At 72.1% G+C, this 22,259-nt stretch carries 20 protein-coding genes; 11 read left to right on the forward strand and 9 right to left on the reverse strand.

Going from position 1 to position 22,259, the window contains the following annotated elements:
- Positions 1-47 precede the first annotated feature (47 nt).
- The gene (locus WBN91_RS01480; protein WP_337723843.1) at positions 48-1,352 is read left to right on the forward strand and encodes an NAD(P)/FAD-dependent oxidoreductase; all 1,305 of its coding nucleotides are present in this window, start codon (positions 48-50) and stop codon (positions 1,350-1,352) included.
- A 251-nt stretch (positions 1,353-1,603) separates the two neighbouring features.
- On the opposite strand, the gene WBN91_RS01485 is transcribed toward WBN91_RS01480, so the two are convergent.
- Positions 1,604-1,924 carry a DUF3140 domain-containing protein gene (locus WBN91_RS01485; protein ID WP_337723842.1) on the reverse strand — a complete coding sequence of 107 codons (321 nt, stop codon included), beginning with the start codon at positions 1,922-1,924 and terminating at the stop codon, positions 1,604-1,606.
- Between the two features lie 103 nt (positions 1,925-2,027).
- On the opposite strand from WBN91_RS01485, the gene WBN91_RS01490 reads away from it, so the two are divergent.
- From WBN91_RS01490 to WBN91_RS01510, 5 genes are all read left to right on the forward strand, one after another.
- Complete coding sequence (locus WBN91_RS01490; protein WP_337723841.1) at positions 2,028-2,414, forward strand: hypothetical protein; 387 nt, start codon at positions 2,028-2,030, stop codon at positions 2,412-2,414.
- Positions 2,411-2,545: a hypothetical protein gene (locus WBN91_RS01495; protein WP_337723840.1), complete on the forward strand. Its 135-nt coding sequence runs from the start codon at positions 2,411-2,413 to the stop codon at positions 2,543-2,545. Before WBN91_RS01490 ends, WBN91_RS01495 begins: the two co-directional genes overlap by 4 nt.
- Before the next feature lie 236 nt (positions 2,546-2,781).
- Complete coding sequence (locus WBN91_RS01500; protein ID WP_337723839.1) at positions 2,782-3,429, forward strand: hypothetical protein; 648 nt, start codon at positions 2,782-2,784, stop codon at positions 3,427-3,429.
- A gap of 460 nt (positions 3,430-3,889) precedes the next feature.
- Positions 3,890-4,726 carry an OmpA family protein gene (locus WBN91_RS01505; RefSeq protein WP_337723838.1) on the forward strand — a complete coding sequence of 279 codons (837 nt, stop codon included), beginning with the start codon at positions 3,890-3,892 and terminating at the stop codon, positions 4,724-4,726.
- Positions 4,727-4,734: 8 nt separating this feature from the next.
- Positions 4,735-5,247, forward strand: a complete 513-nt coding sequence (locus WBN91_RS01510; protein WP_337723837.1) for a sunset domain-containing protein — start codon at positions 4,735-4,737, stop codon at positions 5,245-5,247.
- Positions 5,248-5,338: 91 nt separating this feature from the next.
- Here WBN91_RS01510 and WBN91_RS01515 read toward each other — a convergent pair whose 3' ends face one another.
- Both WBN91_RS01515 and WBN91_RS01520 read right to left on the reverse strand, forming a co-directional pair.
- Complete coding sequence (locus WBN91_RS01515) at positions 5,339-5,620, reverse strand: WhiB family transcriptional regulator (RefSeq protein ID WP_337723836.1); 282 nt, start codon at positions 5,618-5,620, stop codon at positions 5,339-5,341.
- Between the two features lie 49 nt (positions 5,621-5,669).
- Positions 5,670-6,716, reverse strand: a complete 1,047-nt coding sequence (locus WBN91_RS01520) for a MerR family transcriptional regulator (protein WP_337723835.1) — start codon at positions 6,714-6,716, stop codon at positions 5,670-5,672.
- A gap of 94 nt (positions 6,717-6,810) precedes the next feature.
- On the opposite strand from WBN91_RS01520, the gene WBN91_RS01525 reads away from it, so the two are divergent.
- The 3 genes from WBN91_RS01525 (at position 6,811) to WBN91_RS01535 (ending at position 10,503) form a co-directional block, all read left to right on the forward strand.
- A complete protein-coding gene (locus tag WBN91_RS01525) occupies positions 6,811-7,824 on the forward strand; it encodes a chemotaxis protein CheB (protein WP_337723834.1) in 1,014 nt (337 codons plus the stop codon).
- Positions 7,821-8,552: an ATP-binding protein gene (locus WBN91_RS01530; protein ID WP_337723833.1), complete on the forward strand. Its 732-nt coding sequence runs from the start codon at positions 7,821-7,823 to the stop codon at positions 8,550-8,552. The genes WBN91_RS01525 and WBN91_RS01530 overlap by 4 nt, the downstream gene beginning before the upstream one ends.
- 94 nt (positions 8,553-8,646) lie before the next feature.
- Positions 8,647-10,503, forward strand: a complete 1,857-nt coding sequence (locus WBN91_RS01535; RefSeq protein ID WP_337723832.1) for a CheR family methyltransferase — start codon at positions 8,647-8,649, stop codon at positions 10,501-10,503.
- On the opposite strand, the gene WBN91_RS01540 is transcribed toward WBN91_RS01535, so the two are convergent.
- The 4 genes from WBN91_RS01540 to WBN91_RS01555 all read right to left on the reverse strand — a co-directional run bounded on the left by WBN91_RS01540 (position 10,496) and on the right by WBN91_RS01555 (position 13,528).
- Positions 10,496-10,885: an STAS domain-containing protein gene (locus WBN91_RS01540; protein ID WP_337723831.1), complete on the reverse strand. Its 390-nt coding sequence runs from the start codon at positions 10,883-10,885 to the stop codon at positions 10,496-10,498. The genes WBN91_RS01535 and WBN91_RS01540 overlap by 8 nt on opposite strands.
- A gap of 40 nt (positions 10,886-10,925) precedes the next feature.
- A complete protein-coding gene (locus tag WBN91_RS01545) occupies positions 10,926-11,471 on the reverse strand; it encodes a hemerythrin domain-containing protein (protein ID WP_337723830.1) in 546 nt (181 codons plus the stop codon).
- A 51-nt stretch (positions 11,472-11,522) separates the two neighbouring features.
- Complete coding sequence (locus tag WBN91_RS01550; protein ID WP_337723829.1) at positions 11,523-12,599, reverse strand: C40 family peptidase; 1,077 nt, start codon at positions 12,597-12,599, stop codon at positions 11,523-11,525.
- A 68-nt stretch (positions 12,600-12,667) separates the two neighbouring features.
- The gene (locus WBN91_RS01555) at positions 12,668-13,528 is read right to left on the reverse strand and encodes a PfkB family carbohydrate kinase (RefSeq protein ID WP_337723828.1); all 861 of its coding nucleotides are present in this window, start codon (positions 13,526-13,528) and stop codon (positions 12,668-12,670) included.
- 149 nt (positions 13,529-13,677) lie between these two features.
- On the opposite strand from WBN91_RS01555, the gene WBN91_RS01560 reads away from it, so the two are divergent.
- Complete coding sequence (locus WBN91_RS01560; RefSeq protein WP_337723827.1) at positions 13,678-14,952, forward strand: lytic polysaccharide monooxygenase; 1,275 nt, start codon at positions 13,678-13,680, stop codon at positions 14,950-14,952.
- Positions 14,952-15,494: a hypothetical protein gene (locus WBN91_RS01565; RefSeq protein ID WP_337723826.1), complete on the forward strand. Its 543-nt coding sequence runs from the start codon at positions 14,952-14,954 to the stop codon at positions 15,492-15,494. The genes WBN91_RS01560 and WBN91_RS01565 overlap by 1 nt, the downstream gene beginning before the upstream one ends.
- A 1,342-nt stretch (positions 15,495-16,836) precedes the next feature.
- Here WBN91_RS01565 and WBN91_RS01570 read toward each other — a convergent pair.
- The gene (locus WBN91_RS01570) at positions 16,837-21,120 is read right to left on the reverse strand and encodes an NACHT domain-containing protein (protein WP_337723825.1); all 4,284 of its coding nucleotides are present in this window, start codon (positions 21,118-21,120) and stop codon (positions 16,837-16,839) included.
- Between the two features lie 36 nt (positions 21,121-21,156).
- Positions 21,157-22,203, reverse strand: a complete 1,047-nt coding sequence (locus WBN91_RS01575; RefSeq protein ID WP_337723824.1) for a LacI family DNA-binding transcriptional regulator — start codon at positions 22,201-22,203, stop codon at positions 21,157-21,159.
- Positions 22,204-22,259 lie beyond the last annotated feature (56 nt).

The raw sequence follows: 22,259 nt of genomic DNA on the forward strand, positions 1-22,259 counted from the left end.
CCTTCCGGGCGCGGGGTACCCGGTGACCCGAGGGAGGTGGTCGGATCATGGCCAAGCCACGGGTGCTGGTCGTCGGGACGGGGTTCGCGGGCTACCACTGCCTGCGCGCGTTGGAGCGGTCGTTGCCGCCGGACGCCGCGGAGCTGGTGGCGGTCAACCCGACCGACTACATGCTGTACGTCCCGCTGCTGCCGGAGGTCGCGGGCGGGTCGCTGGACCCGCGCCGGGTGGCCGTGCCGCTGCGGCCCAAGCTGCCTCGGACGCGGTTGGTACAGGCGCACGCGACCAGCGTGGATCTCACGGCGCGTACTTGCAGGGCGGTGGATGTCGAGGGGCGTGAGCAGGTCCTGGAGTGGGACCGGATCGTGCTGACCTCGGGCAGCGTGACCCGGCTGCTGTCCATCCCGGGCGTCGCCGAGCACGCTTACGGCTTCAAGTCGGTCGCCGAGGCCGTGTTCCTGCGCGACCACGTGCTGCGCCAGGTCGAGCTGGCCGAACAGGCCACCGACCAAGCCGAACGCGCCGCCCGTGCGACGGTCGTCGTGGTCGGCGCCGGGTACACCGGCACCGAGCTGGTGGCGCAGGGGCAGCAACTGACCAACGCGGCGCTGCGGGGCAGGCCGGGCGCGCCGCGGGTGCGGTGGATCCTGGTCGACATGGCTCCGCGCGTGCTGCCGGGCTTGGACGAGCGCTTGTCCGGTCCGGCGCTGGACGTGCTGCGCTCGCGCGGGGTGGATGTGCGGTTGAAGACCAGTGTGGCCGAGGTGACGCCGTCGTGCGCCAAGCTGACCGATGGCAGCGAGATCCCGTCGAAGACCGTGGTGTGGTGCGTGGGCGTCCGGCCCGACCCGCTGGTGGAGTCCGTCGCGCTGCCGACGGAGAAGGGTCGCTTGGTCGTTGGCGAGGACTTGACCGTGCCTGGCCACCCGCACGTGTTCGCCGCCGGCGACGTGGCGGCGGTGCCGGACGTGCACAACGGTGGAAAGCCGACCCCCATGACGGCTCAGCACGCGCAACGCCAGGGCAAGCTCGCGGGTCGCAACGTGGCCGCGTCCCTGGGCCACGGCACCCCGGCCGTGTACCGGCACCGCGACTTGGGCTTCGTGGTCGACCTGTCCGGCGGCCAGGCGGTGGCCAACCCGCTGCACATCCCGCTGACCGGCTGGCCCGCGAAGCTCGTGGCCCGCGGCTACCACCTGCTGGCGATGCCGGGCAACCGGATCCGCGTGGCGGCGGACTGGCTGACCGAACTCCTGACCCGCCGCCAGGTCGTGCAGTTCGGCCTGGTCCCGGCCTCGGGCGTCCGCCTGGCCGACGCCGACCGCGTGGACGCCGGCCCAGTCCTGCGCTGACGCTTCCCTTCGGCGGACGCGGAAACTTGTCGGTACCGCGTGCGATCATGGAACCGGGGGCCGGAGGCCGCCGGGGGAGCGCACGCGACCTACAACAGCCATGCGGTGAGGTGCCCTGCCCGAGCCGACCCGGGCAGGACTTGTCGCCGATGCCGTCAGGCGGGTCGTGACCACTCGCCGTCAGGCGGGTCGTGGCCACGTGCCCTTAGGCGGGTTGTGCCGGTGGCCCCCAGGGCTGTGACCGATGGCCGTCAGGCCGGCTTGAGCGGGTCGTGGCCGATGGACATCAGGCGGTGCCGCCAGTGGGCCTCGCCCGCGGTCGGCTCCAGGTCCTCGCGGCGCTGCTCGTGGACCCGTTCCACGACCTTGCGCATCACGCGCACGTCTTCCGTGGTCAGGTCGGTGCGCCGCTTGCGCAGCACCCTCAGCACGTCCTGACCGGTCGGGGTGCCCGCCTGGCCGGGCAGGGCTTCGGTGTTCTCGTCCGCCGAGCGGGTGCGCAGCCAGTCCTCCAGTTCGTGCGAGGTCATGTTGACCACGCGATGGAACTCGTCCCACAGGGTGTCGGTCATGGCGCGGAGGGTTGCCGGTGCGAGCACTCCTCAAACCCCGGTCTTTGCACAACCCGAACACTCGCCGCACGGAGCGCTCACCGCGTCCCGCCATCGTGGACGCATGAACACATGGATCCGTCGCATCGCCGTCGCCGCCGCGGTCGCCGGGGTCGGCCTGGCCACGACCGGTGTCGCGTCCGCGCAGGACAAGACCTACGCGCCCGTCACGCTCAGCCCCGAGCAGGTCAAGAAGATCTGCGAGCAGCGGCTGCCCCGCATCGAGGACCGGGTGACCCGCCTGACCACCCGCATCAACGGCGGCGCCGACGTCATCGGCTCCACCGCCTGGCTCAAGGCGCAGGCCCAGAAGGCGCGCGACGCCGGCGACACCGCCCGCGCCGAACGCCTGGACAAGCGCGCCGAGCGCCGCGGTGACCAGGTGGCCCACCTCGGCAAGGTGCAGGAGCGGGTGGACAAGTTCCAGGCCGAGCACTGCGGTGTGAAGTGAGGGCGGCACTGGTCCTCGCGGCGCTCCTCGCCTCGCTGGTGGCGTGCCGCGACGACGCCGTGCAGGACCCCGGCTTCGACGACGTCGAGTCGACGCTGAGCAGCATCGAAGCGGACGTCGACCAGCCCTGACCCGGTGCCACCAGCCCTGACCGCTCGCCGCGACCGGCCCCGATCCCGTGCCGGACCGGCCTCGACCTTGCCGGAACCAGACCGCGACGGCCTCGTGCCGCCGCGGTCTTCGGCGTCCTGACCTGCACCTTTCACCTTCCGGTCAGGAACTCCGCACCCTGGCCACCCGAAATTGTCGTACCCCTCTGGCACCATCTCGAACAGTTGTTCGGTACGCGTTCGGAAGGGAGCTAGGGATGCGCGTACAACTCGATCCCCGGCAGTGGCCCGGCCGTGTCATCCCCGAGACCGACGACGAGATCGACACGGCCGTCGAGGCGCTGTGCCTGCGGGCGAGCTGGGGTGACGCGGACCGCGCGCTGCTGCGCGAGGTCGTGGAGCCGTGGTTCGCCGAGGGGTGGAGCGTCGACGCCCTGCTGGCGGCCGTGGACTCCCGTCCCGACGGGACCAGGCAGGGCAGACCCAGGAGCCGCGACCAGGCCGCGCACGACTTCCTCCGCGTGCGGCTCTGGTCGTGGTGGCAGGGGGGCGCGCGACGGGCGCGCCCCCCGGTCCCGGGCATGACGCTCGGGCAGTGGTGGCGGGTCAACCGCCGCAACGCCCGGCTCACCGCGCCCCGGCCCCGGCGGCCGTTGGGCGAGTCGGGGGAGCAGGCCCGGGAGGAGGTGCGGTCGCGGGCCCGGCTGCATGACCCGGTGGAGCGGTCGCGGGCGCGGGCCAGGCGGTGGCAGGAGGTGCTGGACTCGTTGTTAGTGCCCGGCCGGCGGCCACCGACGTTCGAGGACTCGCGTCGGCTGCTGGCCGAGGTGGTGGTGCAGGCGCCCGCGCACCCGGTGTGCAGCCGGTGCGGATGTCGAACGGGGGTGTTGCCTTACGCCGCTTGAAGGTGACGATCACGCTGGAGCTTGAGGGCGTGAGCGGGATGGCGCATGCCTTGAGGTGTGCGGTCTTTCGGACGACTCGCCGGTCTGGATGTCACCGGTCGGGCCGTGGATTCGCCGTGCCCGCAAGACTTCCGCGTCCTGCGGTGCCGCTCGCCGGTGTCACCGCTCGGTGCGATGGGGGAACCCTACCCCGTCCCATCCGGACGGTCGCGTGGGGGGCGATCTTTGGCGGCGGGCTGAGGAGGGGCCTCGGCGGTCTCGGGCTATCGCAGGCTGTCGCGCGCTGCCTCGGGCTTTGTCGAGCTGCCTTGGGTTGTCTTGCGCGCTCGGGGTCGTCCGGCGTCGGATTCCTTCTGGCGGCGAATGATCGTCACCTGGACAGGTGAAATGCTGGGCGCTGTCCTGCGCGTACGTCGTGCGCTGGTGGCATCGGCACGGGCACTTCCGGTACTAACGCCCGGTGCTGAGATCCCCGGCGTGGCGGGCGTGGCTCGTCAGTGCGGTGCTGGTGCCCGCTCTGCTCGCGGCATCGGGGGTTTTCGCCCGGGCGCGGATCGCCGAGCGGGAAGCCGCCGGACGTGTCGCGATGGTCGTGCGGACCGATGAGGTGCTGCTCGTGGGCGATGTCGCCGACGAGTCGGAGCACCGTGTGCTGTTGGACGCCGTCCGGGGTGGGATCACCTCCCATCGCGTGACGGACCTCTTGGCGGAGCACGGCAACCGGTCGCCGCTGACGTCCTCCACCGCCGCCGGTGTGGTTGCCGCCGCTGTCGCCGCGTCCGCGCACGACCTCACGGCCGTCGCCACGGCAGGCACGGTGACTGCTCGCGCCACTGTGCCCGACGAGCGACGTGCCGCGACCCTGCGCGAGGCGCTCACAGGCTTGGGTGTCCAAGAGCCGCGGGTCGACGTTGGTGCGCAGGTCGGCGGCTCGCTGGGAGGCTCGGACATCGACCTTGCCGCGCTCCAGCGGTCGGTCACGGCGATGGTCGAGGGCAATGGCGGTTTCCGCTTCGCGCCTTCCAGCACGGAATGGCAGGGGCACGGCCCGGTCCTCGTGGACCGCGTCGGACGGCTGCTGCTGGTGGCCCCTAAGGCGACCATCACGCTCAACGGCCACGCATCCACCGGGCACCCCGACCCTCACGGGCTCGCGCGGCAGCGGGCGGAGGCGGTGCGGGCGTTGTTCGTCGCGCAGGGGGTGCGGCCGGAGCGCATCCGGACGGCGGTCGTGCTCGACGTCGCGCCGGAGAACACGGACCCGGCTGCGCGCCAGGTCGACGTCCTGATTAGCTAGGAGCAGCGGTGTTCTGGTTGTTCGCCCAGATGTTCGTCCTGTGCGGGTTCGCGTTCCTGGCGGGTGCGGTGCTGACGTGGCTGCCGCTGCGCGCCACGATCCGCAGCCTCCGTGCCGAACTGACCCTGACCCGCCCGACCCAGCGGCCGGCCCTCCCCGCGGCAACGGCCCGTCCTGCGGCAACGGTGGTCATCCCGCGCCAGCCCGAGCCGAAGCAAGAGGCCGAGCCGGAGCGGGACGTGAGGCCGGAGCGGGACGTGAAGCCGGAGCCGGAGTCCGCACTGGAGGTCGCTCCCGAGGCGGACTTGGTCCCGGCTGCCGCACCCGAGATCGTGCCGGAGTCGGTCGAGTCGGCGGTGGTCGTGGTGAAGGGCAGTTCGAAGTCGATGATCTTCCACACGCCGGACTCGCCGTACTTCAAGCGGATGAAGGGCGATGTCACGTTCCGCTCGATCGCCGAGGCCGAGGAAGCGGGCTACACCCAGTGGCGACCGAAGACCGCCACTGCCCAGGCGAGGTGACCTTCCCCAAGGCCTGATGCCCGAGGCCGGGTGCGCCGAGGCCGGGTGCGCCGAGGCCGGGTGCGGGGGCGTGCGTGGGCGTGTGGGTGGGTCAGCGGTGGTTGCGGGCGATCAGGCGGCGTAGTTCGCTCTCGCCCAGGCCGCCCCAGATGCCGTAGGTCTCCTCGACGGCCAGTGCGTGGGCTCGGCATTCCGCCACCACCGGGCACCGGGCGCACACCGCCTTCGCCTGCGCCTCCCGCTGCTGCCGTGCGGCACCGCGTTCGTTGGGGGTGTGGAAGAACAGCGCGCTGTCCATGCCTCGGCAGAGGCCTTGCAGTTGCCAGTCCCACGATTCGGCGACCGGCTGGGGGAGGCGGGACAGCTCGGGCATGGGGCTCACGTCCTCCGGGTCGAGGTGACGTGTCGAGCCTAAATTCGATTCAAAATCGGTTCAAGTCGAGAACGGTGTCCACGGCCTCGCTCAGCGACCCGACCCGCCGCGCCCCCGGCGGCACCACGGCCCACCCCGGGCCGCCGAGCAGCACCTCACGGCCGCGTTCCAGCAGGTCGTTGACGGGTGCGAGGCCCGCGTACCCCGGCGCGTGCGCCCACAGCACGACCACGCGCGGCTCCAGCAACTTCACCGCATCGAGTAGTGCCGCGGCGGGCACGCGGGCACCCAGGTGCCGGGTCGAGCAGCCGCGTTCCGCCAGGGCCGCGCCGAGGACGTTCAGGGGGAGGCTGTGCTGCTCGTCGGGGGCGCACGCGAGCAGGGCCGGCAGCCGCCCCGACACCGGCAGCACCTGGCCCCGCACCGCCTCCAGGACGGCCGTGGTCGCGAGGTGCTCGACTTCGACCCCGGAGCCCTGCGCGGCCACCTTCTCGCCCAGCGCGACCAGGAACGGCACCAACACCCGCTCCCAGGCCCGCACGACGCCGTGCCGTGCCACCAAGCCACCCGCGAGATCGGTCATGAGGGGCAGGTCGAGCCGGTACGCCGCCCGCGCGAACCCCCGCGCCTCCGGCAACCACCCCCGCACACCGGCACCGTCGTCCGGCCCCGCCTCCTCGCCGCCCGCTCGTGCCCGCTGAGCCGACTCCGCCGGCCCGCTGCCCAGCCGAGTGCGCCGCCCGCCCGATACCTCGCGCCCGGCCGGCGACGTGTCATCCGGCTCGGCGTGCGGCTCCACCTCCGGCTCGACATGCGGCTCGACATGCGGCTCGACGTCAAGCTCGACACGCGGCTCGGCGTGGGGCTCGACGTCCAGCGTCCGGCCCAGTGCGATCGCCGCAGCGGCAGCGGGCACCACCCCGCGTCCGGTCAAGGCGAGCATCCGGCGCAGGCGGGACACGTCGTCCTCGCTGTACCGGCGGTGTTTGCCCTCTTCACGGCTGCTGGGGCCCAGCCCGTACCGGCGGTCCCAGGTGCGCAGGGTCGTGGGGGAGATGCCGAGCATGCGCGCCACCGCGCCGGCACTCCACAGCACCGCCCCACCGCCGTCCCGTGTCGGACCCCCGAGGTCCGAATCGTAACGACTACCCTCCAAACCGCCGGGGTATCCGCCGACCAGAGGTGACCCCATGCCATCGAGGGACCTGATCGTCGTCGGGGCGTCGGCCGGAGGTGTCGAAGCGTTGCGGGCGTTCGCCGGGGGACTTCCCGACGACCTGCCCGCCGCCGTGGCGGTGGTCCTGCACATGCCCGCTCGGGGGTCGAGCGCGTTGGCGGCGATCCTGCACCGCAGCGGGCCGTTGCCGGCCGTGAGCGCCCGGCACGGCATGCCGCTGCGCAAGGGACGCCTGCACGTCGCACCGCCCAACCACCACCTGATCGTGACCGACGGCGACCTCCACCTGTCCCACGGTCCCACCGAGAACGGCCACCGGCCGTCGGTCGACGCGTTGTTCCGGTCGGCCGCCGTCGCCCGCGGTCCCGCTGTCATCGGCGTCGTCCTGTCCGGCACGTTGGACGACGGTGCGGCGGGCATGGTCGCGATCACCTCCCGGGGCGGGCTGGCGGTGGTGCAGGACCCGGAGGAGGCTCTCCACCCGGGCATGCCCAACGCGGTCCTGCGCACCGTCGAGGTCGACCACGTGGTGTCGGCGGCCAAGATGGGTGTCGTCCTGCGGGAGGTGGTGGGCAGTCCGGTCGGGGATGCCGGCAAGCCCCCCGACCTGCTGCGCAAGGAGTCCGCACTGGCCGCCGACCACTCGGGCGCGCCACCCGGTGAGGTGAGTCGGATGGGCACACCGTCGAACTTCAGCTGCCCGGACTGCCACGGCACACTGGTCGCGCTGGACGCGGAGCACGCCCGGTTCCGCTGCCACGTCGGCCACGGCTGGACCGCCGAGGCCCTCCTGGACGCCCAGGACACCGCCCTGGAGAAAGCCCTCTGGACCGCGCTGCGGACGCTGGAGGAGAAGGCCACCCTGGCGCAGCGGATGGGCAGGTCGGCGGGGGCCCGCGACAGCGGGACGCTGGTCGAGCGGTACCGGGCCGCCGAAGCGGAGGCGTCGTCGGCGGCCGAGGTGCTGCGGTCCCACCTGCTGTCCGGCTCGATGGTCCGACACACGCGCGTGGAGCCCGACACATGACCTTGAGCCTCGACGTCGACACCAAGGCCGGCGCGGCGGTCGTCCACCCCACCGGCCGGCTCGACCTGAGCACCTACGCGCAGTTCCGTGACGGCCTGCTCAAGTGCGCGATCGTCGAGCCCGCGGCGGTCGTGGTGGTGCTCGACGACGACTTCGAGGTCGCCACACCGGCCGTGATGTCGGTGTTCAGCACCGTCTGGATGCGGGTGTCGGAGTGGCCCGGTGTCCCCCTCGTGCTGGTCGGCGTGGGCGCGGAGCACCGGCGGCTGCTCGCCGGGGGCGGCGCGGGGCGGTTCGTCCGCCACTACCCCAGCGTGGGGGAGGCGCTCGCGCACGCGCACGGCGCGCCCGACCGGCGGCGCGACGAGACCTGGCTGCCCGCCTCGCCGGTGAGCGCGCTCATGGCCCGCCGGTTCGTCCGCGACACGTGCGCGCGGTGGCACCTGCGCGGCGTGCTCGACGACGCGCTGCTCGTGGTCACCGAACTGGTGGAGAACGCCGTCGACCACGCCCGCAGCGCACCCCACCTGCGGCTGGAGCTGCGGGACCGGACGCTGGCCATCGCCGTGCGCGACGACGAGCCGGCACCGCCGCGACGGCGCGAGCCGGACACGCGGCCCGGTGGCCGGGGCATCGCCCTGGTCGAGGAGGTCAGCCGGTCGTGGGGGCACACGCCGTGGCCGGGCGGCGGCAAGGTCGTGTGGGCGGTGCTCGACTCCGGCGCGTGACGACCGCGGCCCGCGACGGTCCCGGCACGACTCCGGCAAGTGGCGGAGCGCCTTGATCGGATGCCGCCCGCCACGGCGGGTAGCGTTCTGCGCTGTGAGTGACGGGCAGACCTCCGATGCCGACTTCGAAGAGGTGCTGCGCTACCTGAAGGAGTCACGCGGGTTCGACTTCACCGGGTACAAGCGCACCAGCCTGATGCGCCGCGTCCGGCACCGGATGGCGCAGGTCGGCATCGACGACTACATCGACTACATCGACCACCTCCAGGTCAACGCCGACGAGTTCAACGCCCTGTTCAACACGATCCTGATCAACGTCACCGGGTTCTTCCGGGACGACGAGGCCTGGCAGCACCTGCGCGAGGAGGTGGTGCCGACGCTGCTGGCCGAGCGCGGCCCCGACGACCCGGTCCGGGTGTGGAGCGCGGGCTGCGCGTCGGGCGAGGAGGCCTACAGCCTCGCGATCGTGCTGGCCGAGGCGATGGGGCCGGAACGGTTCCGGCAGCGGGTCAAGATCTACGCGACCGACGTCGACGACGAGGCCCTCAGCCACGCCCGGCACGCCCTCTACAGCGAGCGCGAACTCCAGGGCGTGCCCGCCGAGCTGGTCGCGAAGTACTTCGACCACCACAACGGCCGCTACGCCTTCCGCAAGGACCTGCGCCGGTCGGTCATCTTCGGCCGCAACGACCTGGTCCAGGACGCCCCGATCTCGCGCATCGACCTGCTGGTGTGCCGCAACACCCTCATGTACTTCACCCAGGAGACCCAGGCCAAGATCCTCGGCCGGTTCCACTTCGCCCTGGTGCCGCGCGGCGTGCTGTTCCTGGGCAAGGCGGAGATGCTGCTGTCGCACACCCGGATCTTCGACCCGGTGGACCTGAAGCGGCGCGTCTTCCGCAAGGTGGCCAACGGCGGCGCCGGACCGGCGCACTTCGTGACGCAGGCCCTGGTGCAGGACCGGCGCTTCGACGTGGGCGGCCTGGACCAGCTGCGGGAACACGCCTTCTCGGCGGGGCCGGTCGCCCAGGTCGTGGTCACCGGCGACGACGTCCTGGCCCTGGCGAACCAGCAGGCCGAGACGATGTTCGGCCTGGGCGCCAAGGACGTCGGGCGTCCCCTGCGTGACCTGGACCTGTCCTACCGCCCGGTCGAGCTGCGCGGCTACCTGGAGCAGTGCCGCACCGAGCGCCGCGCCGTGCGCGTCAAGGAGGTCGAGTGGTCCCGACCGCCGGGGGAGTCCCTGTGGTTCGAGGTGCACCTCAACCCGCTGATCGCGGCGGACAACACCATCCTGGGCGTATCCATCGTCTTCCACGACGTCACCGCGACGCGGCGGCTGCTGGAGGACTTGGAGTACGCCAACCGCCAACTCGAGTCCGCCTACGAGGAACTCCAGTCCACCAACGAGGAGTTGGAGACCACGAACGAGGAACTCCAGTCCACTGTGGAGGAGTTGGAGACCACCAACGAGGAACTCCAGTCCACCAACGAGGAACTGGAGACCATGAACGAGGAACTCCAGTCGACCAACGACGAACTCCAGGACATCAACGACACCCTGCGCGAGCGCACCCAGGAGCTGGACCAGGTCAACGAGTTCCTGGAGTCCATCCTGACCTCGCTGCGGGCGGGCGTGGCCGTGCTGGACGTCGGGATGCGGGTCATCGCCTGGAACCGGGGCGCGGAGGAGCTGTGGGGCCTGCGCCGCGACGAGGCGGAGGGCGAGCACCTGCTCAACCTCGACATCGGCCTACCGGTGGCCGTGCTGCGGCCGGTCGTGCGCCAGGCCCTGGCGGACGCCTCGTTCCTGACGGAGGTCAAGGTGGACGCGGTGAACCGGAAGGGCCGCGAGATCGTCGTGCGCGTGGTGTGCAGCTCGCTGCGCTCCAACGACGGCCGGCCCAACGGGGCCATCCTGGTCATGGAGCAGAACGGCCAGGTCAGCTGACCTCTTCGGTGTGGTCGGTGATCGCGAAGTGCTCCCGCAGCCCCGCCACCTCCAGCGGGTGCAGGACCGCCTGGGTCGTGGCCACCACCCGCAGCGACTTCCCGACCGCCTGGCACGCCGAGCGCATGGTCAGCAGCAGGGTGATGCCGTCGGAGGCGAAGAAGGTCACGCCGCTGAGGTCGAGCACGAGCTCGTACCGCGTCCGGCCCAGCTGGGCGTGGGCGAACGCGGTGGCCTCCGGGACGGTGGCCATGTCAAGCTCACCCGCGATCCGCAGGACCACGGTGTCCGGGGTCGACTCCACCACCGACAGCTCGACGGGGCTGTCCTCCATGCTCACCTCGGGTGCGCGAACCTCCCCCGACCGGTTCGGGGCGTCCACGCCACCAGACTAGGCCCGCACACCCGGGTGACGCACGTCATCAGGAGGAGTGGAGTGCCTTTTCGAGCTGGTCCTTGCTCATCGAGGACGCGCCGGTGACGCCCTTGTTCAGCGCCTGGGCCACCAGCTCCTCCTTGGTGGCCTGACCGGGCAGCTCGCCCAGGTGCCGGGCGCGGCTGGCGGCGAAGGCCGCGCCGAGCTCCTCCCGCCGGGTGTCCTCCAGTTGCCGCCGCATGCCGGGCAGGACCGTGGACTCCTCTTCCTCCACGTGGTGGGTGACGCCCTCGACCAGCTTCTCCAGCACCCGGTCGTACTCGGGCGAGGTCGGGTCGGCGGCGATGAGCTTCGCCAGCAGCGTCTCGGCCTCGACGTGCTCCTCCTGGCTGTGCTGGATCTCCTCCCGCTCGCCGGCCTCGTCCCGCGCCACCGGGTACACCGAGTCCTCCTCGGCCCGGCTGTGGGCGGTCAGCACCGCGGACAGCACGGGCGTGAGCAGTGGTCGTTTCTCGGGGTTGTTCTTCAGCTCGTCGAACAGGCGCTCCACCTCGCGGTGGTCCTGCATGATGAGGTCGACGACGTCCGGCACGGGTCCCTCCTCGACTCGACGGTCACGGGTCGAGCACGGAGTACCCGCGTTTCAGCCGACCACTCGCCGGATGGTGCTGATCGGGCCGATCGACTCGATGTCCTGGATCTTGACCGGCACGCCCTCGGTGGAGGCGTGCACGGCGCGGATGCCGTCGATGGCCATCGACACGTGGGTCTGGCCCGCGTAGTAGATGATCAGGTCGCCGGCTTTCACCTCGTTGAGGGACACCGCTCGCCCGATCGTGGCCTGCCCGTAGGTGGTGCGCGGGATCGCGATGCCCACCGACCGGTACGCGGCCTGCATGAGGCTGGAGCAGTCCCACGTGTTGGGGCCGTTGGAACCGAACACGTAGTCCTTGCCGCGCTGGGTGAGCGCCCACTGCACCGCGTCGCCCGCCTTGCCGGGCGGGGTGCTCACCGGACCGGTGTAGCCCTCGCCGGCCAGCCGGTCGCGTTCGGACTCGGGCAGCGACCGGTAGACCGCCCGGACTTCGTCGATCTGCTCGTCCAGGGCGGCCTTGCGCTGGTCGATGTCGGCGATGGCCTTGTTGGCGTTGTCCACCGCCTCGTTGGCGCGGCGGGTCGCCTCGTTGGCCTTGTCGACGGCGGCGCTGAGACCGGCCACCGCCTCGGCGTTCTCGCCGGCCAGCACGCCCAACGCGGTCATCCGGTTGAGGAAGTCCTGCTGGGAGTCGCTGACCAGCAGGGCCGAGAGCTGGTTGAACCGGGCGCCCTCGAAGGAGGCCTCGGTGAGCAGGTCGACCTGGCCCTGCAACTGGCCCTGGGCCTGCTGGGCGGCGGCGAGGTCGCGGTTGGCCTGCTCGATGGTGCCCTGCGCGGCGGCCAGGTCGTCCAGGGCGCGCAGGTGCTGCTCGTTGAGCTCTTCGGCCTCGTGGGCGAGTTCGAAGTACCTCTTGACCGCCTCTTCGCCGTTGCTCGGCTGGGCGGCGGCGTGCGGCACGGACACTCCACCGGCCAGCGCGAGGACGGCGGTGGCCGCCAGAGCCGCGCGGACGGTGCGCTGAACGGGGTACGACGCCACGGTCGCGCGGTCCTCCTTGAACGCCGGATCCCCCGAACGAGTGAAGGTCGTCGAGGTCTCGGACAGGTTACGGAACCCGACCACCGGCGTCCATCACGGGGTCGGGTTCAGGCGCTACCGGGAGGAGTCGGCTTCGCTGGTCCGTAGTCCTGTCAGTCGCGGGGCGCGCGCAGTCCGCCGAGGTCGGTCCGCCCGCCGGCGTGGTCGACGGCCTTGCCCGCGGCGGCCACCGCCAGCCGGCCGGCCTCCTCGGGTCGGTCACCCCGGGCCAGCGCCACGGCCAGCGCGGCGACGAACGCGTCCCCGCCGCCGGTCGTGTCCACGACGTCCACCTCGGTCAGCGGCACGACCACCTCGCCCGACGACCAGACCAGCACGTTCGCCTCGCCCGGGACCTCCAGCGCCACGAGGTTCGGCCCGCGCTCGACCAGCGCCCGTCCGGCGGCGAGCGCGGCGCCGGACGAGGTGATCGAGCGGCCGGTCAGCTCCTCGGCCTCGTGGTGGTCGGCCCGCAGCACGTCGGCCAGCGGGAGCAGGTCGGGCGTGGCCACGCCGTCGAGCACGACGAGCCCGTTGGCCTTGCGCGCGGCGGCCAGCGCGGTGTCGTGCGGCTGCTGGAGTTGCACCACCACCGCGTCCGCCTCGGCCACGACCGGGCCGAGGTCGGTCGGGGCGACCAGCGAGGTGTCCGGGATGTCCTGGAGGTAGCGCCACTTCCCGTCGCACACGACGTCCACGATCAACGCCGACTTCCCGCGCCGTGCGACCGACGACGTGTCGACTCCGTCCGCCTGCAACCGTTCCACCAGGCGGTCGCCGACCTCGTCGTCCCCGGCGACGCCCACCAGTGCCGCCGACGCGCCCAGTTGGACCGCGTTGACGGCGATGTTGGCGCCCTTGCCGCCGAGCACCTCGCGGCGTTCCAGGACGTCGGCGGTGGCGCCCGCACCGGGCACTTCGGGCACGACGAGGACCAGGTCGCGGGCCAGCTGCCCGACCACGGCGATGCGCATGGTCGAGCCATACCCGACGACCACCAAATGAAACGAGTCGTTGACGCGGGGTCACCGGGGTGTCATCGTGTTTCTGGGAGCGCTCCCAGATCCCCTGTGGTCCCGCGCTCACCCCTGCCAGATCACCGTCGATCTGAAGGAGACATCCTTTGCGACTCAAGCGCTTCGGGGCGCTGGCCCTGGCCGCCCTCGGTGTCGCCGGCGTGACCACCGTGCTCGTGCAGACCGGTGTCGCGGTGGCACACGGCTCGATGACCTACCCGGCCAGCCGCACCTACGCCTGTTACGAGGACGGCCGCAGGGGCAGCGGCGGCGGCGACCTCCTGCCCACCAACCCGGCGTGCAAGGAGGCCGTGGCGATCGGTGGCAAGCAGCCGCTGTGGGACTGGTACGGCAACCTGATCTCGCAGGCCGCGGGCAAGCACCGCGAGATCATCGCCGACGGCGACCTGTGCGGCCCGACCACCAAGTACGACGCCTACAACCTGGCCCGCGACGACTGGCCCACCACCACGCTGCGCGCGGGGTCGACGATCACCCTGCACTACAACGCGTGGGCGCCGCACCCCGGCACGTGGGACCAGTACGTGACCCGCGACGGGTTCGACGTCACCAAGCCGCTGAAGTGGTCGGACCTGGAGCCGGCGCCGTTCAACTCGATCACCAACCCGGTCGCGTCGGGCGGCGAGTACGCGTGGCAGGCGACGCTGCCGAACAAGTCGGGTCGGCACATCATCTACTCGATCTGGCAGCGCAACGACAGCCCCGAGGCGTTCTACAGCTGCTCGGACGTGATCTTCGAGGGCGGCAGCGGCGGTGACACCCAGGCGCCCACCGCGCCCGGCGCCCCCACCGCGACCGCCGGGTCCAACTCGGTGAGCCTGTCCTGGACCGCGTCCTCGGACAACGTCGGCGTCTCCAGCTACCAGGTCTTCCGCGAGGCCGGCGCGACGGACGTCCAGGTCGCCTCGGGCAGCGGGACCACCGCGACGATCACCGGCCTGTCGCCGGCGACGGCCTACCAGTTCTACGTGGTGGCACGTGACGCCGTGGGCAACACGTCACCGCCGTCGGCGGCGGTCAGCGTGACCACCCAGCCCGGCAGCGGCGAACCCGGGGCGTGCACGGTGACCTGGGGGACGCCCAGCGTGTGGACCGGCGGGTTCACCGGGAACGTGACGATCAAGAACACCGGCACGGCCGCGGTGAGCAACTGGGAACTGGTGTGGGACGTGCCCGCCGGGCAGACCTACGGCCAGGCGTGGTCGGGCACCGTGACCGTGTCCGGCGGCAAGGCCACGGCCAAGGGCGCGGACTGGAACCGGAACATCGCGGCGGGCGCGTCGACGAGCTTCGGGTTCAACGGCACCGGCCCGACCACAGCGCCCACGGGGTTCACCCTGAACGGCGCGCGGTGCGCGTGATGTTCGCCCGGTGCGTGGCCTTGGTCGCGCTGCTGGTGGGGTCGGTGGCGTGCAGCGCCTCCGACTCCACCGGCCTGGGCTCGGGCGCCCTCGGCCCGCCGCTGGGCAGCCCGGCGGAGGTCGCGGCGTGGGTGGAGGAGAAGACCGGCGAGTGCGACGACCCGACCGACCGCACGATCGAGGAGTTCGCCGAGTTCGTCGGTCCGCTGCGGGCGACGCTGTACGCGCCTTATGTCGATCGATGGGCGACGTGCAAGGCCGGTCCGTACGAGCGGCTGGGGTTGGTGGTGTTCCAGCGCGAGAAGCTGGCGGACTTCCAGCGGTCGTGGCAGGAGGCCATGAAGGCCGGGCAGATCAGCGACAACCCGGACTTCGGCTTCGGCAACGGCTTCGCCCTCAGCGGCACCATCGGCTTGGAGCTGCTGGGCCTGCACCAACTCACCTGCACCTCGACCCCGCCTCCCCCGAGCGCGGGCCACACCCTCCCGGCTGAAGCGCCGGGCTGCACGTACGTCCAGTTCGAGGGCCATCACCACCATTGACGGCTCGTCCCCACCGACCTCCACGGCGAACCGACTCGGCGGTGTCCGGCTTCGCCCTCAACGACGGTGACGGACGAGACGGGAACCCGCCCCCGGCCGAGCTCCGCTAGCGGTTGCCGGAGCCCGAAACCCGGGGGCGGGTCCACCACCCTCCACGCTCAATCCGGAACACCCTCCACACCCACCACAGCTCCCACAGCGACCCCCACCACAGCGACTCCTGCCGCTGCCTCGATGTGCCGCCGCTGGGCTGCCATCTCGCCGCCCGTATCTCCTTCCGCGACCAGCACGGCGTGGATTGTCGGTGTGCGGTGGGACAATGGAGACGGGGGCCGGAGGCCACACTGGATCCGCGAGCGTAGGCGCGAACGGCAATCGCCCGCCGCCCAACTCCCGCCCGAACCGCCCAATTCGCGCGCTGCCTGCGCCGCCCAGTCGCCGCCGCACGCCGCGCTGCCTGCTTCGTGCGGTGCCGGCGTTGTGCCGCCTGCGCCGCCCAGCCGCCGCGGCCCACTCGCCGCCGCATGCCGCGCTGCTCGCCCCCCCCCCGCGCTGCTCACTTGCCCCGCCCCGCGCTGCCCGCGCTGCCCGCGCTGCCCGCGCTGCCCGCGCTGCCCAACCCCACCCCGTGCTGGCCGCGCTGTCCAACTCGCCGCTCGCGCTGCCCGACCCGCCCCGTGCCGGCCGCGCTGCCCAACCCTCGCGCTGCCCAACCCCCGCGCCGCCCAACCCCTGCGCCGCCCCATGCTGGCTGCGCCGCCGAACCCGCCGCCCGCGCCGCCGTCAGTCGCGCCGCCGCAGAGCCTCCGCTGCCGCCGCGCTTGAGTCGCCGCTGGTGGCGGCCCGTTGCCGCCGTCGCTCGCGGTGCTGCCGCCAATTCGCTGCCGCTGCTGAGCCGACCAACCCGCGCCGCCCAATCGCCGCGCCCGCGCCGCCCAGCCGCCGCTGCGCTCCGATTCGGTGCCGCCGCGCCTCAAACCGCTGCTGCCGAGCCGCCGAGCCCTGAGGCCGAGCCCTGGGCTGCCGAGTCTGGGCTGCCGAGCCCTGAGGCCGAGCCCTGGGCTGCCGAGTCTGGGCTGCCGAGCCCCGGGCCGCTGGGTCTGACCCGGTGCTGCTGAGTCGCCGAGCCTGAGCTGGTGCTGCCGCCGCCGCTCGTAGTGCCGTCGCCTAGCAGTCCATGCGCATGGTCGAGTGTGGCCTCCGGCCCCCGTCTCCATTGTCCCACCGCACACCGACAATCCACGGCGTGCTGGTCGCGGAAGGAATCACGGGCAGGCGGTCACTGCGCTCGACGGCGGATCCCGAAGGTGCGAGGGAAACTCAGGCCGTGTGGCGGAAAGGGTCAGACTAGTTCTGAGCGGTAGGCCTCTACGGCGGAGGTTGCCAAGGCTGCGTCTACCGACAGGTGGGCGCGGGCGTCGGCTAAGTGGCGTACGGGGTTCTTTTCGTCTGTGTCTACAGTGGACAAGTGGGTGATCACCTCGGCTGAGCGTTCCTGGAACGACTGCAACACCGCCGCCGCGTACGACAGGTAAGCCTGGAAACGTTCCCGCACCGCCCACAGCTCCGGCGGCCAACTCCGCAGCGCCACCCCGGCCGACGGGGCGTTGTCGCGGTGTGCGACCAAGGAGTCGTGGTCGATCGGTACGCGGGCGGTTTGGGCCAGCCATCTCAGGAGGGCGCCGCTGACTGCGTCCGAGCCGGAGTTCACCTGCAAGACCTGTCCGTGTGTCACCACCTCCAAGTCCTGGCGGACCAGCTCGCCCGCCAAGTCGCCCAAGTCCGACACGCCAGTGGCGGCGCGGATGTCGTACAGCTGCCGTACGGTTCGGTTCAAATCGCGGGGTAGGCCGGCGGATAGGGCATGGCACAGCCACACGTACGGTTCGGGTAGGCGTAGCACTCGTTGCACCAGCAGGCGTCGGGTTTGGGTCAGCGAAAGCCTGCTTACCTGGATCACGTTGTCGAACGCCGAGTCGAACGCCGTTCGCACGGTCAGTGCCCGCCGGGAGAACGACGCCAGCGCGTCCTCCGACACCGCCACCAGGAAGAAGCACCCGGGCACCCCGAAGACCGTCTTGACGTCGTTGATGAACTGCTCGGCCGCCTCGGCGGTGGCGATCTTGTCCACCTCGTCGATGCACACCACGATCCGCGGCGCGCGCCGGTCGGGCCGGGTCGGCAGGTGGGACACCAGGAACGCCAGGAAGTCCCGGAACTCGCCGACCAGTTCGGGATAGGTCTTGACCTGCTCGGCCCGCTGCCGTGCCAGCGACCCGCCCAGCTCCACCCCGGGCTTCACCGCCGCGGTGGCGGTCCGGGTGGTCGTCTCCAGGTAGCGCAAAGCCCGCAAGTGGGCACGGGCCGTGTCCTCGACCGACGTGTCGCCGCGCCGGAAACCCCTGCGCACCACCATTTCCACCACCAGAGCGACCAACAACGCCAACCCGGCCCCGACCGCGACCCCGCGCACGTTGCGCCACGCCCACCGCCCGGCCTCCACCGCGGACGGCCACAGCACCGCCCCCGCCACCAGCAGCACGGCGATCACGGCGGTCACCAGCCACCGCACCCGGACCCGCCGCGAGGTCACGCGAGCCGTCCGGGTGTCCGGGGGCAGCACGGCCATGCACATCCGGCTGAACAGGTGCACCAGGAAGTCCCGGCTGTTGTAGTTGGTCGGCGCGGGCACGACGACGGTCAGGTCGTCGGGGTTCCCGCCCAGTCGCCGGTCGCCGAAGATGCCCAGCACGGTGCTCTTCCCGATCCCGCGCGGACCGCTGAGGCCGATCGCGCCGCCGGACATCGCGTCGAGCATCCGGTTGAGCCGGGCGCTGGTGTCGGTCGGCACGAACTGCGCGCTCTCGGTCAGGTCACCGAGCCGCTTGACCGACGCGTCGGGCAACCGGGTGTCGTAGGACCGCTGCGCCAGCACCTCGACGCGGGCCGCCACCATCGGCAGCACGCCGTTCTCCACCAGCGCCTCGACGAGCGCCTCCCACGCCCGCACCGCGTCCCGCCGGGCCTGCGCCGCACCGCGTGGCAACGCCGTCTCCGCCGGCCACACAGCCGGGTTGTCGACCGACAGCGCGTCCCACCGCTTCTTCAAGGGCCGCGCCCACACCCACAGCAGCCCGAACACCACGGCCGCCCCGCCGACGATGTACATCCACGTCGGGCGTATGGACCGCATGACGGCCACGACCTCCAACGGCGCGGCGGCCGAACTGATCAGCAAAAGGCAAGACAGCCCGACACCGAAGTAGACGCTGTGGTGCACCCGGTGCAGCGGGGCGAGCCGGACAGCCACCGCGCTGTGCCACCGTGCGAGCCGCTCCACCACCCGTGACCGACCGTCCTCGTCGACCGCCAGGTTCAACCGCCAGATGGTCGGCTGGAGGAGGAAAGCCGCCGCCGTGACCACCAGCGCCGTCCACACGACGGGCAGGATCACCGCCGACCTTCCGCCGGCCGCGAGCGCCGCCCCACCGGCCAACGCCGCCAACGGCCCGCTGACGTGCCCGAAGAACCGGGCGCCCCGCGCCACCCGAGGCACACCGGCCCGCGCCAGCAACCGCTCCTTGACCGCCACGTAACGCTCCCGCGCCGCACTCGTGGCGACGACGAGGTCCTCCCGCGTGTCCTCGATCTCGGCGACGATCTCGTCCTGCAACCGCCGGATGCTCGGCGCCTCGATCACCGCCTGCACGTCGGCCCGCGCGAACGCCCGTTCCACCAGGTCGCCGCGCAACAGCCCGACCATCCGCACGGCGTCCTCGTCCACCGGCGGCTTGGCGGCCCCGTACTCGGCGGCCAAGTGCTCCTGCAACCGACGGTGGTGGAACTGGTACACGCCGCCGGAATGGCGCAGCAGCCCCAACTGGCGCTCGGCCTCCAGGAACGTCATCAGCCGCCACGGCAGCCGTCCGCGCAGCGCCAGCCAGACCCGGCTCACCGAGTACAGGGCGTAGGCGCTGAACGACACACCCACCAGCCCAGCTCCCAACCCCATGCACACCACCAGCAGGACGTCCCGCTCGAACCCGCCGGTCAGCCCGACCGCCAACGCCACCGTCAGCCCTGTGACCGCGCCTTGCGCCAACGCCATCCGCCGGTCCCGCCACAGCGAGTCCTGCGGGTGCCGGGCGACGTCGACGTCCCGCGACCCGGTCACCGCCACCCGCAACGCGGCGAACACCCCGCCGACCACCCCTACTGCCGACCACTGCGCCACGCTGCCCAACGACCCGCCCAACGCCCCCACGACGGCGGCCGTCACCGCGCCGATCAGCACTCCCAGCGCGAGCACGACGAGACTGCGCCGACCGAGCCGGATGCGCGTCGGGAACGGCACCGAAGCCACGTTCAACCCCAGCCCGACGGACACCATCACCGCCACGCCCTCGCCCAGCAGCACCCCCGTCCACACCCCCAACAGCAGCCCGGTGACGAGCCCGGTGACCGCGCCGACCACCAGGGCCGCCCCGACGAACACGGCTCGCGGGACGCTCGCGCGCAGCCGCCACCAAGCGAGGTCGGTGGTGTCCAACCGGTCGAGGTGCGCGGCCAGGTAGCCGAGCTGATCGGCCGCCCGCTCACCCGGCTGGTACCCGTCGGTGGCGGTCCCCGACGCGGCCCGGACCAACGCCGTCTCCAGCAGGTGCCGTTCGATGGCGTCGACGTCGGCGAAGCGGGTGGGGTCGAGCAGTTCGGCGGGCTGGGTCTGCGGGGAGGCGTAGGCGCGCAGCACCAGCCCGAGCGCGCGCGGCGAGGACAGCGCGCGAGCCAGGGGACCGGTCGGGTGGTCGGCGAGGAAGGCCAACAGCGGCGCCCACCGGTGGTCACCGTCCGGCACCTGGTCCCGCAGGTAGCGGGCCACGTGGAGCGGCCGGAGCGGCAACAACTGGAGCACCGGCGCCGTCGCCCGCACCGGGCGACGGCTGGTGATGACGAACGACGGGAAAGTCCCTCGGACCCAGCTGAGGAACTCGGTCCGCCCGACCGGCGCCATCTCGTCGAACCCGTCGAAGATCGGCAACACCAGGTCGCTCATGACGAGGGAGCGCGCCGAGTCCGGGCCGCCCAGCGCGGTCAGCTGGGGATATTCGGCGGGCAACCACTCGCTGAACACCACCTCGCCGGTCCAGCGCGCGAGCGGGAGGACCACGGGCACCGGGTCACCGGGCGCGCGGGTGTCGAGCAGTTCCAGCGCCAGCCGGTGGGCGGCGGCCGTCTTGCCCGACCCGGGCTCGCCCACGATCACCATGCGCCGCTCGGGCAACGCGCGGAAGGCCGACGCCAGGGTCTCGGTGTCCGGCGCATCCAGGTCCGAGGGACCGGCCCACCGCAACGGCACCCGCAACGAGACGTCAGTAGCGGCCGGCTGTCGACGCACGGAGTCGGCGAAGGCGTCCGCCAGCAGGTCCACGGGCAGGCGGGCACCCGGGTCGGTCCGGAAGGTGCGCAGCTGGAATCCCACGGTGGCGACGGTCAGCAAGGCGACCAACAGCCATAACCACGAGCGCACGTTGTCGGGGAGGGACGCGGCGTCGGCGAGGGCGCCCACCACAACGATGCCGATGACTGACAGGACCGAAAAGCCGTAGGCCACCGACGAACGCCGCATGCCGCTGTATCGGCATGCGGGGCGTCTGCGTTTCGATCAAGCCTTGGGCGGAGCGGTGCTCTGGCGGACCACCAGGGTCGTCGCCAGCTCGATCCGGCGGTGTTCGGGCTCGTCACCCCGGGCCAGCGTGATCGCCAGACGGGTGCCCGCGGCGGCCATGTCCTGCAACGGCTGGCGCACGGTGGTCAGCGGCGGGCCGACCCACTGGGCCACCGGCAGGTCGTCGAAGCCGACCACCGACAGGTCCTCCGGCACCCGCAGCCCCGCCGCGCGGGCGGCCTCGTACACGCCCAGCGCCTGCAAGTCGCTCCCGGCGAAGACGGCCGTGGGCGGGTCGGGCAGGTCGAGCAGGGGAGCGAACTGCCGCCGGCCGGACTCCACGTGGAAGTCGCCGTAGCGGACCAGGTCCGGGTCGAACGCCAGGCCGGCCGTCTCCAGGGCCGCGCGGTAGCCGTCCACCCGCGCCCGGCTGCACAGCACGCGCTCCGGACCTCCGATCATGGCGATGCGGCGGTGGCCGAGTTCGATCAGGTGGCGGGTCGCCGTGAGACCGCCGTTCCAGTTCGTCGCCCCTATGGACGGCGTCGCGTCCTGGGGCTCGCCGATCGGGTCCACCACCACGACGGGGATGTCCCGCGCCCGCAGCTTCGCCAGCTGCTGCGCGGTCAGGTCGGAGAACACCGAGATCACGCCCAGCGGCCGGCGCGCGATGACGCCCTCCAACCAGCCGTGGCCGGGGGTGAGCCTGCCCTGGGACTCCGACAGCACCAGCGCCAGGCCCTGCTCGGCCGCCACCTGCTCGGCGCCCCGGATGATCTCCAGCGCCCACGCGCTCTCCAGCTCGTGGAACATCAGCTCCACCAGGTTCGACCGGCGGGACCGCTCGTCGGATCGGCGCTGGTAGCCGTGCCGGCGGATGATCGCCTCGACCCGTTCCCGGGTGTGCGGGGCGACGTCCGCGCGGCCGTTCATCACCTTCGAAACTGTCGGTACCGATACGCCGGCCTCGGCCGCGATGTCGGCAATGGTGATCTTGCCGGAGGTGGTGTCATCCGGCGAAGACTGGTCGGCTTTGGTCGGCATGGACGCAGTCTACGGCACCGAAACTATCGGAGAGTAAAATGTGCCGGACGGCGCAA

It is taken from the genome of Saccharothrix sp. CCNWYY140, from assembly GCF_037401995.1.
Taxonomy (GTDB): domain Bacteria; phylum Actinomycetota; class Actinomycetes; order Mycobacteriales; family Pseudonocardiaceae; genus Actinosynnema.

What these genes read in the sequence shown, in the direction of transcription:
- WBN91_RS01480 (WP_337723843.1), top strand. Translation starts at nt 48, where the DNA reads ATGGCCAAGCCACGGGTGCTGGTCGTCGGGACGGGGTTCGCGGGCTAC.
- WBN91_RS01485 (WP_337723842.1), bottom strand. Translation starts at nt 1,924, where the DNA reads ATGACCGACACCCTGTGGGACGAGTTCCATCGCGTGGTCAACATGACC.
- WBN91_RS01490 (WP_337723841.1), top strand. Translation starts at nt 2,028, where the DNA reads ATGAACACATGGATCCGTCGCATCGCCGTCGCCGCCGCGGTCGCCGGG.
- WBN91_RS01500 (WP_337723839.1), top strand. Translation starts at nt 2,782, where the DNA reads ATGCGCGTACAACTCGATCCCCGGCAGTGGCCCGGCCGTGTCATCCCC.
- WBN91_RS01515 (WP_337723836.1), bottom strand. Translation starts at nt 5,620, where the DNA reads ATGCCCGAGCTGTCCCGCCTCCCCCAGCCGGTCGCCGAATCGTGGGAC.
- WBN91_RS01525 (WP_337723834.1), top strand. Translation starts at nt 6,811, where the DNA reads ATGCCATCGAGGGACCTGATCGTCGTCGGGGCGTCGGCCGGAGGTGTC.
- WBN91_RS01530 (WP_337723833.1), top strand. Translation starts at nt 7,821, where the DNA reads ATGACCTTGAGCCTCGACGTCGACACCAAGGCCGGCGCGGCGGTCGTC.
- WBN91_RS01555 (WP_337723828.1), bottom strand. Translation starts at nt 13,528, where the DNA reads ATGCGCATCGCCGTGGTCGGGCAGCTGGCCCGCGACCTGGTCCTCGTC.
- WBN91_RS01565 (WP_337723826.1), top strand. Translation starts at nt 14,952, where the DNA reads ATGTTCGCCCGGTGCGTGGCCTTGGTCGCGCTGCTGGTGGGGTCGGTG.
- WBN91_RS01570 (WP_337723825.1), bottom strand. Translation starts at nt 21,120, where the DNA reads ATGCGGCGTTCGTCGGTGGCCTACGGCTTTTCGGTCCTGTCAGTCATC.
- WBN91_RS01575 (WP_337723824.1), bottom strand. Translation starts at nt 22,203, where the DNA reads ATGCCGACCAAAGCCGACCAGTCTTCGCCGGATGACACCACCTCCGGC.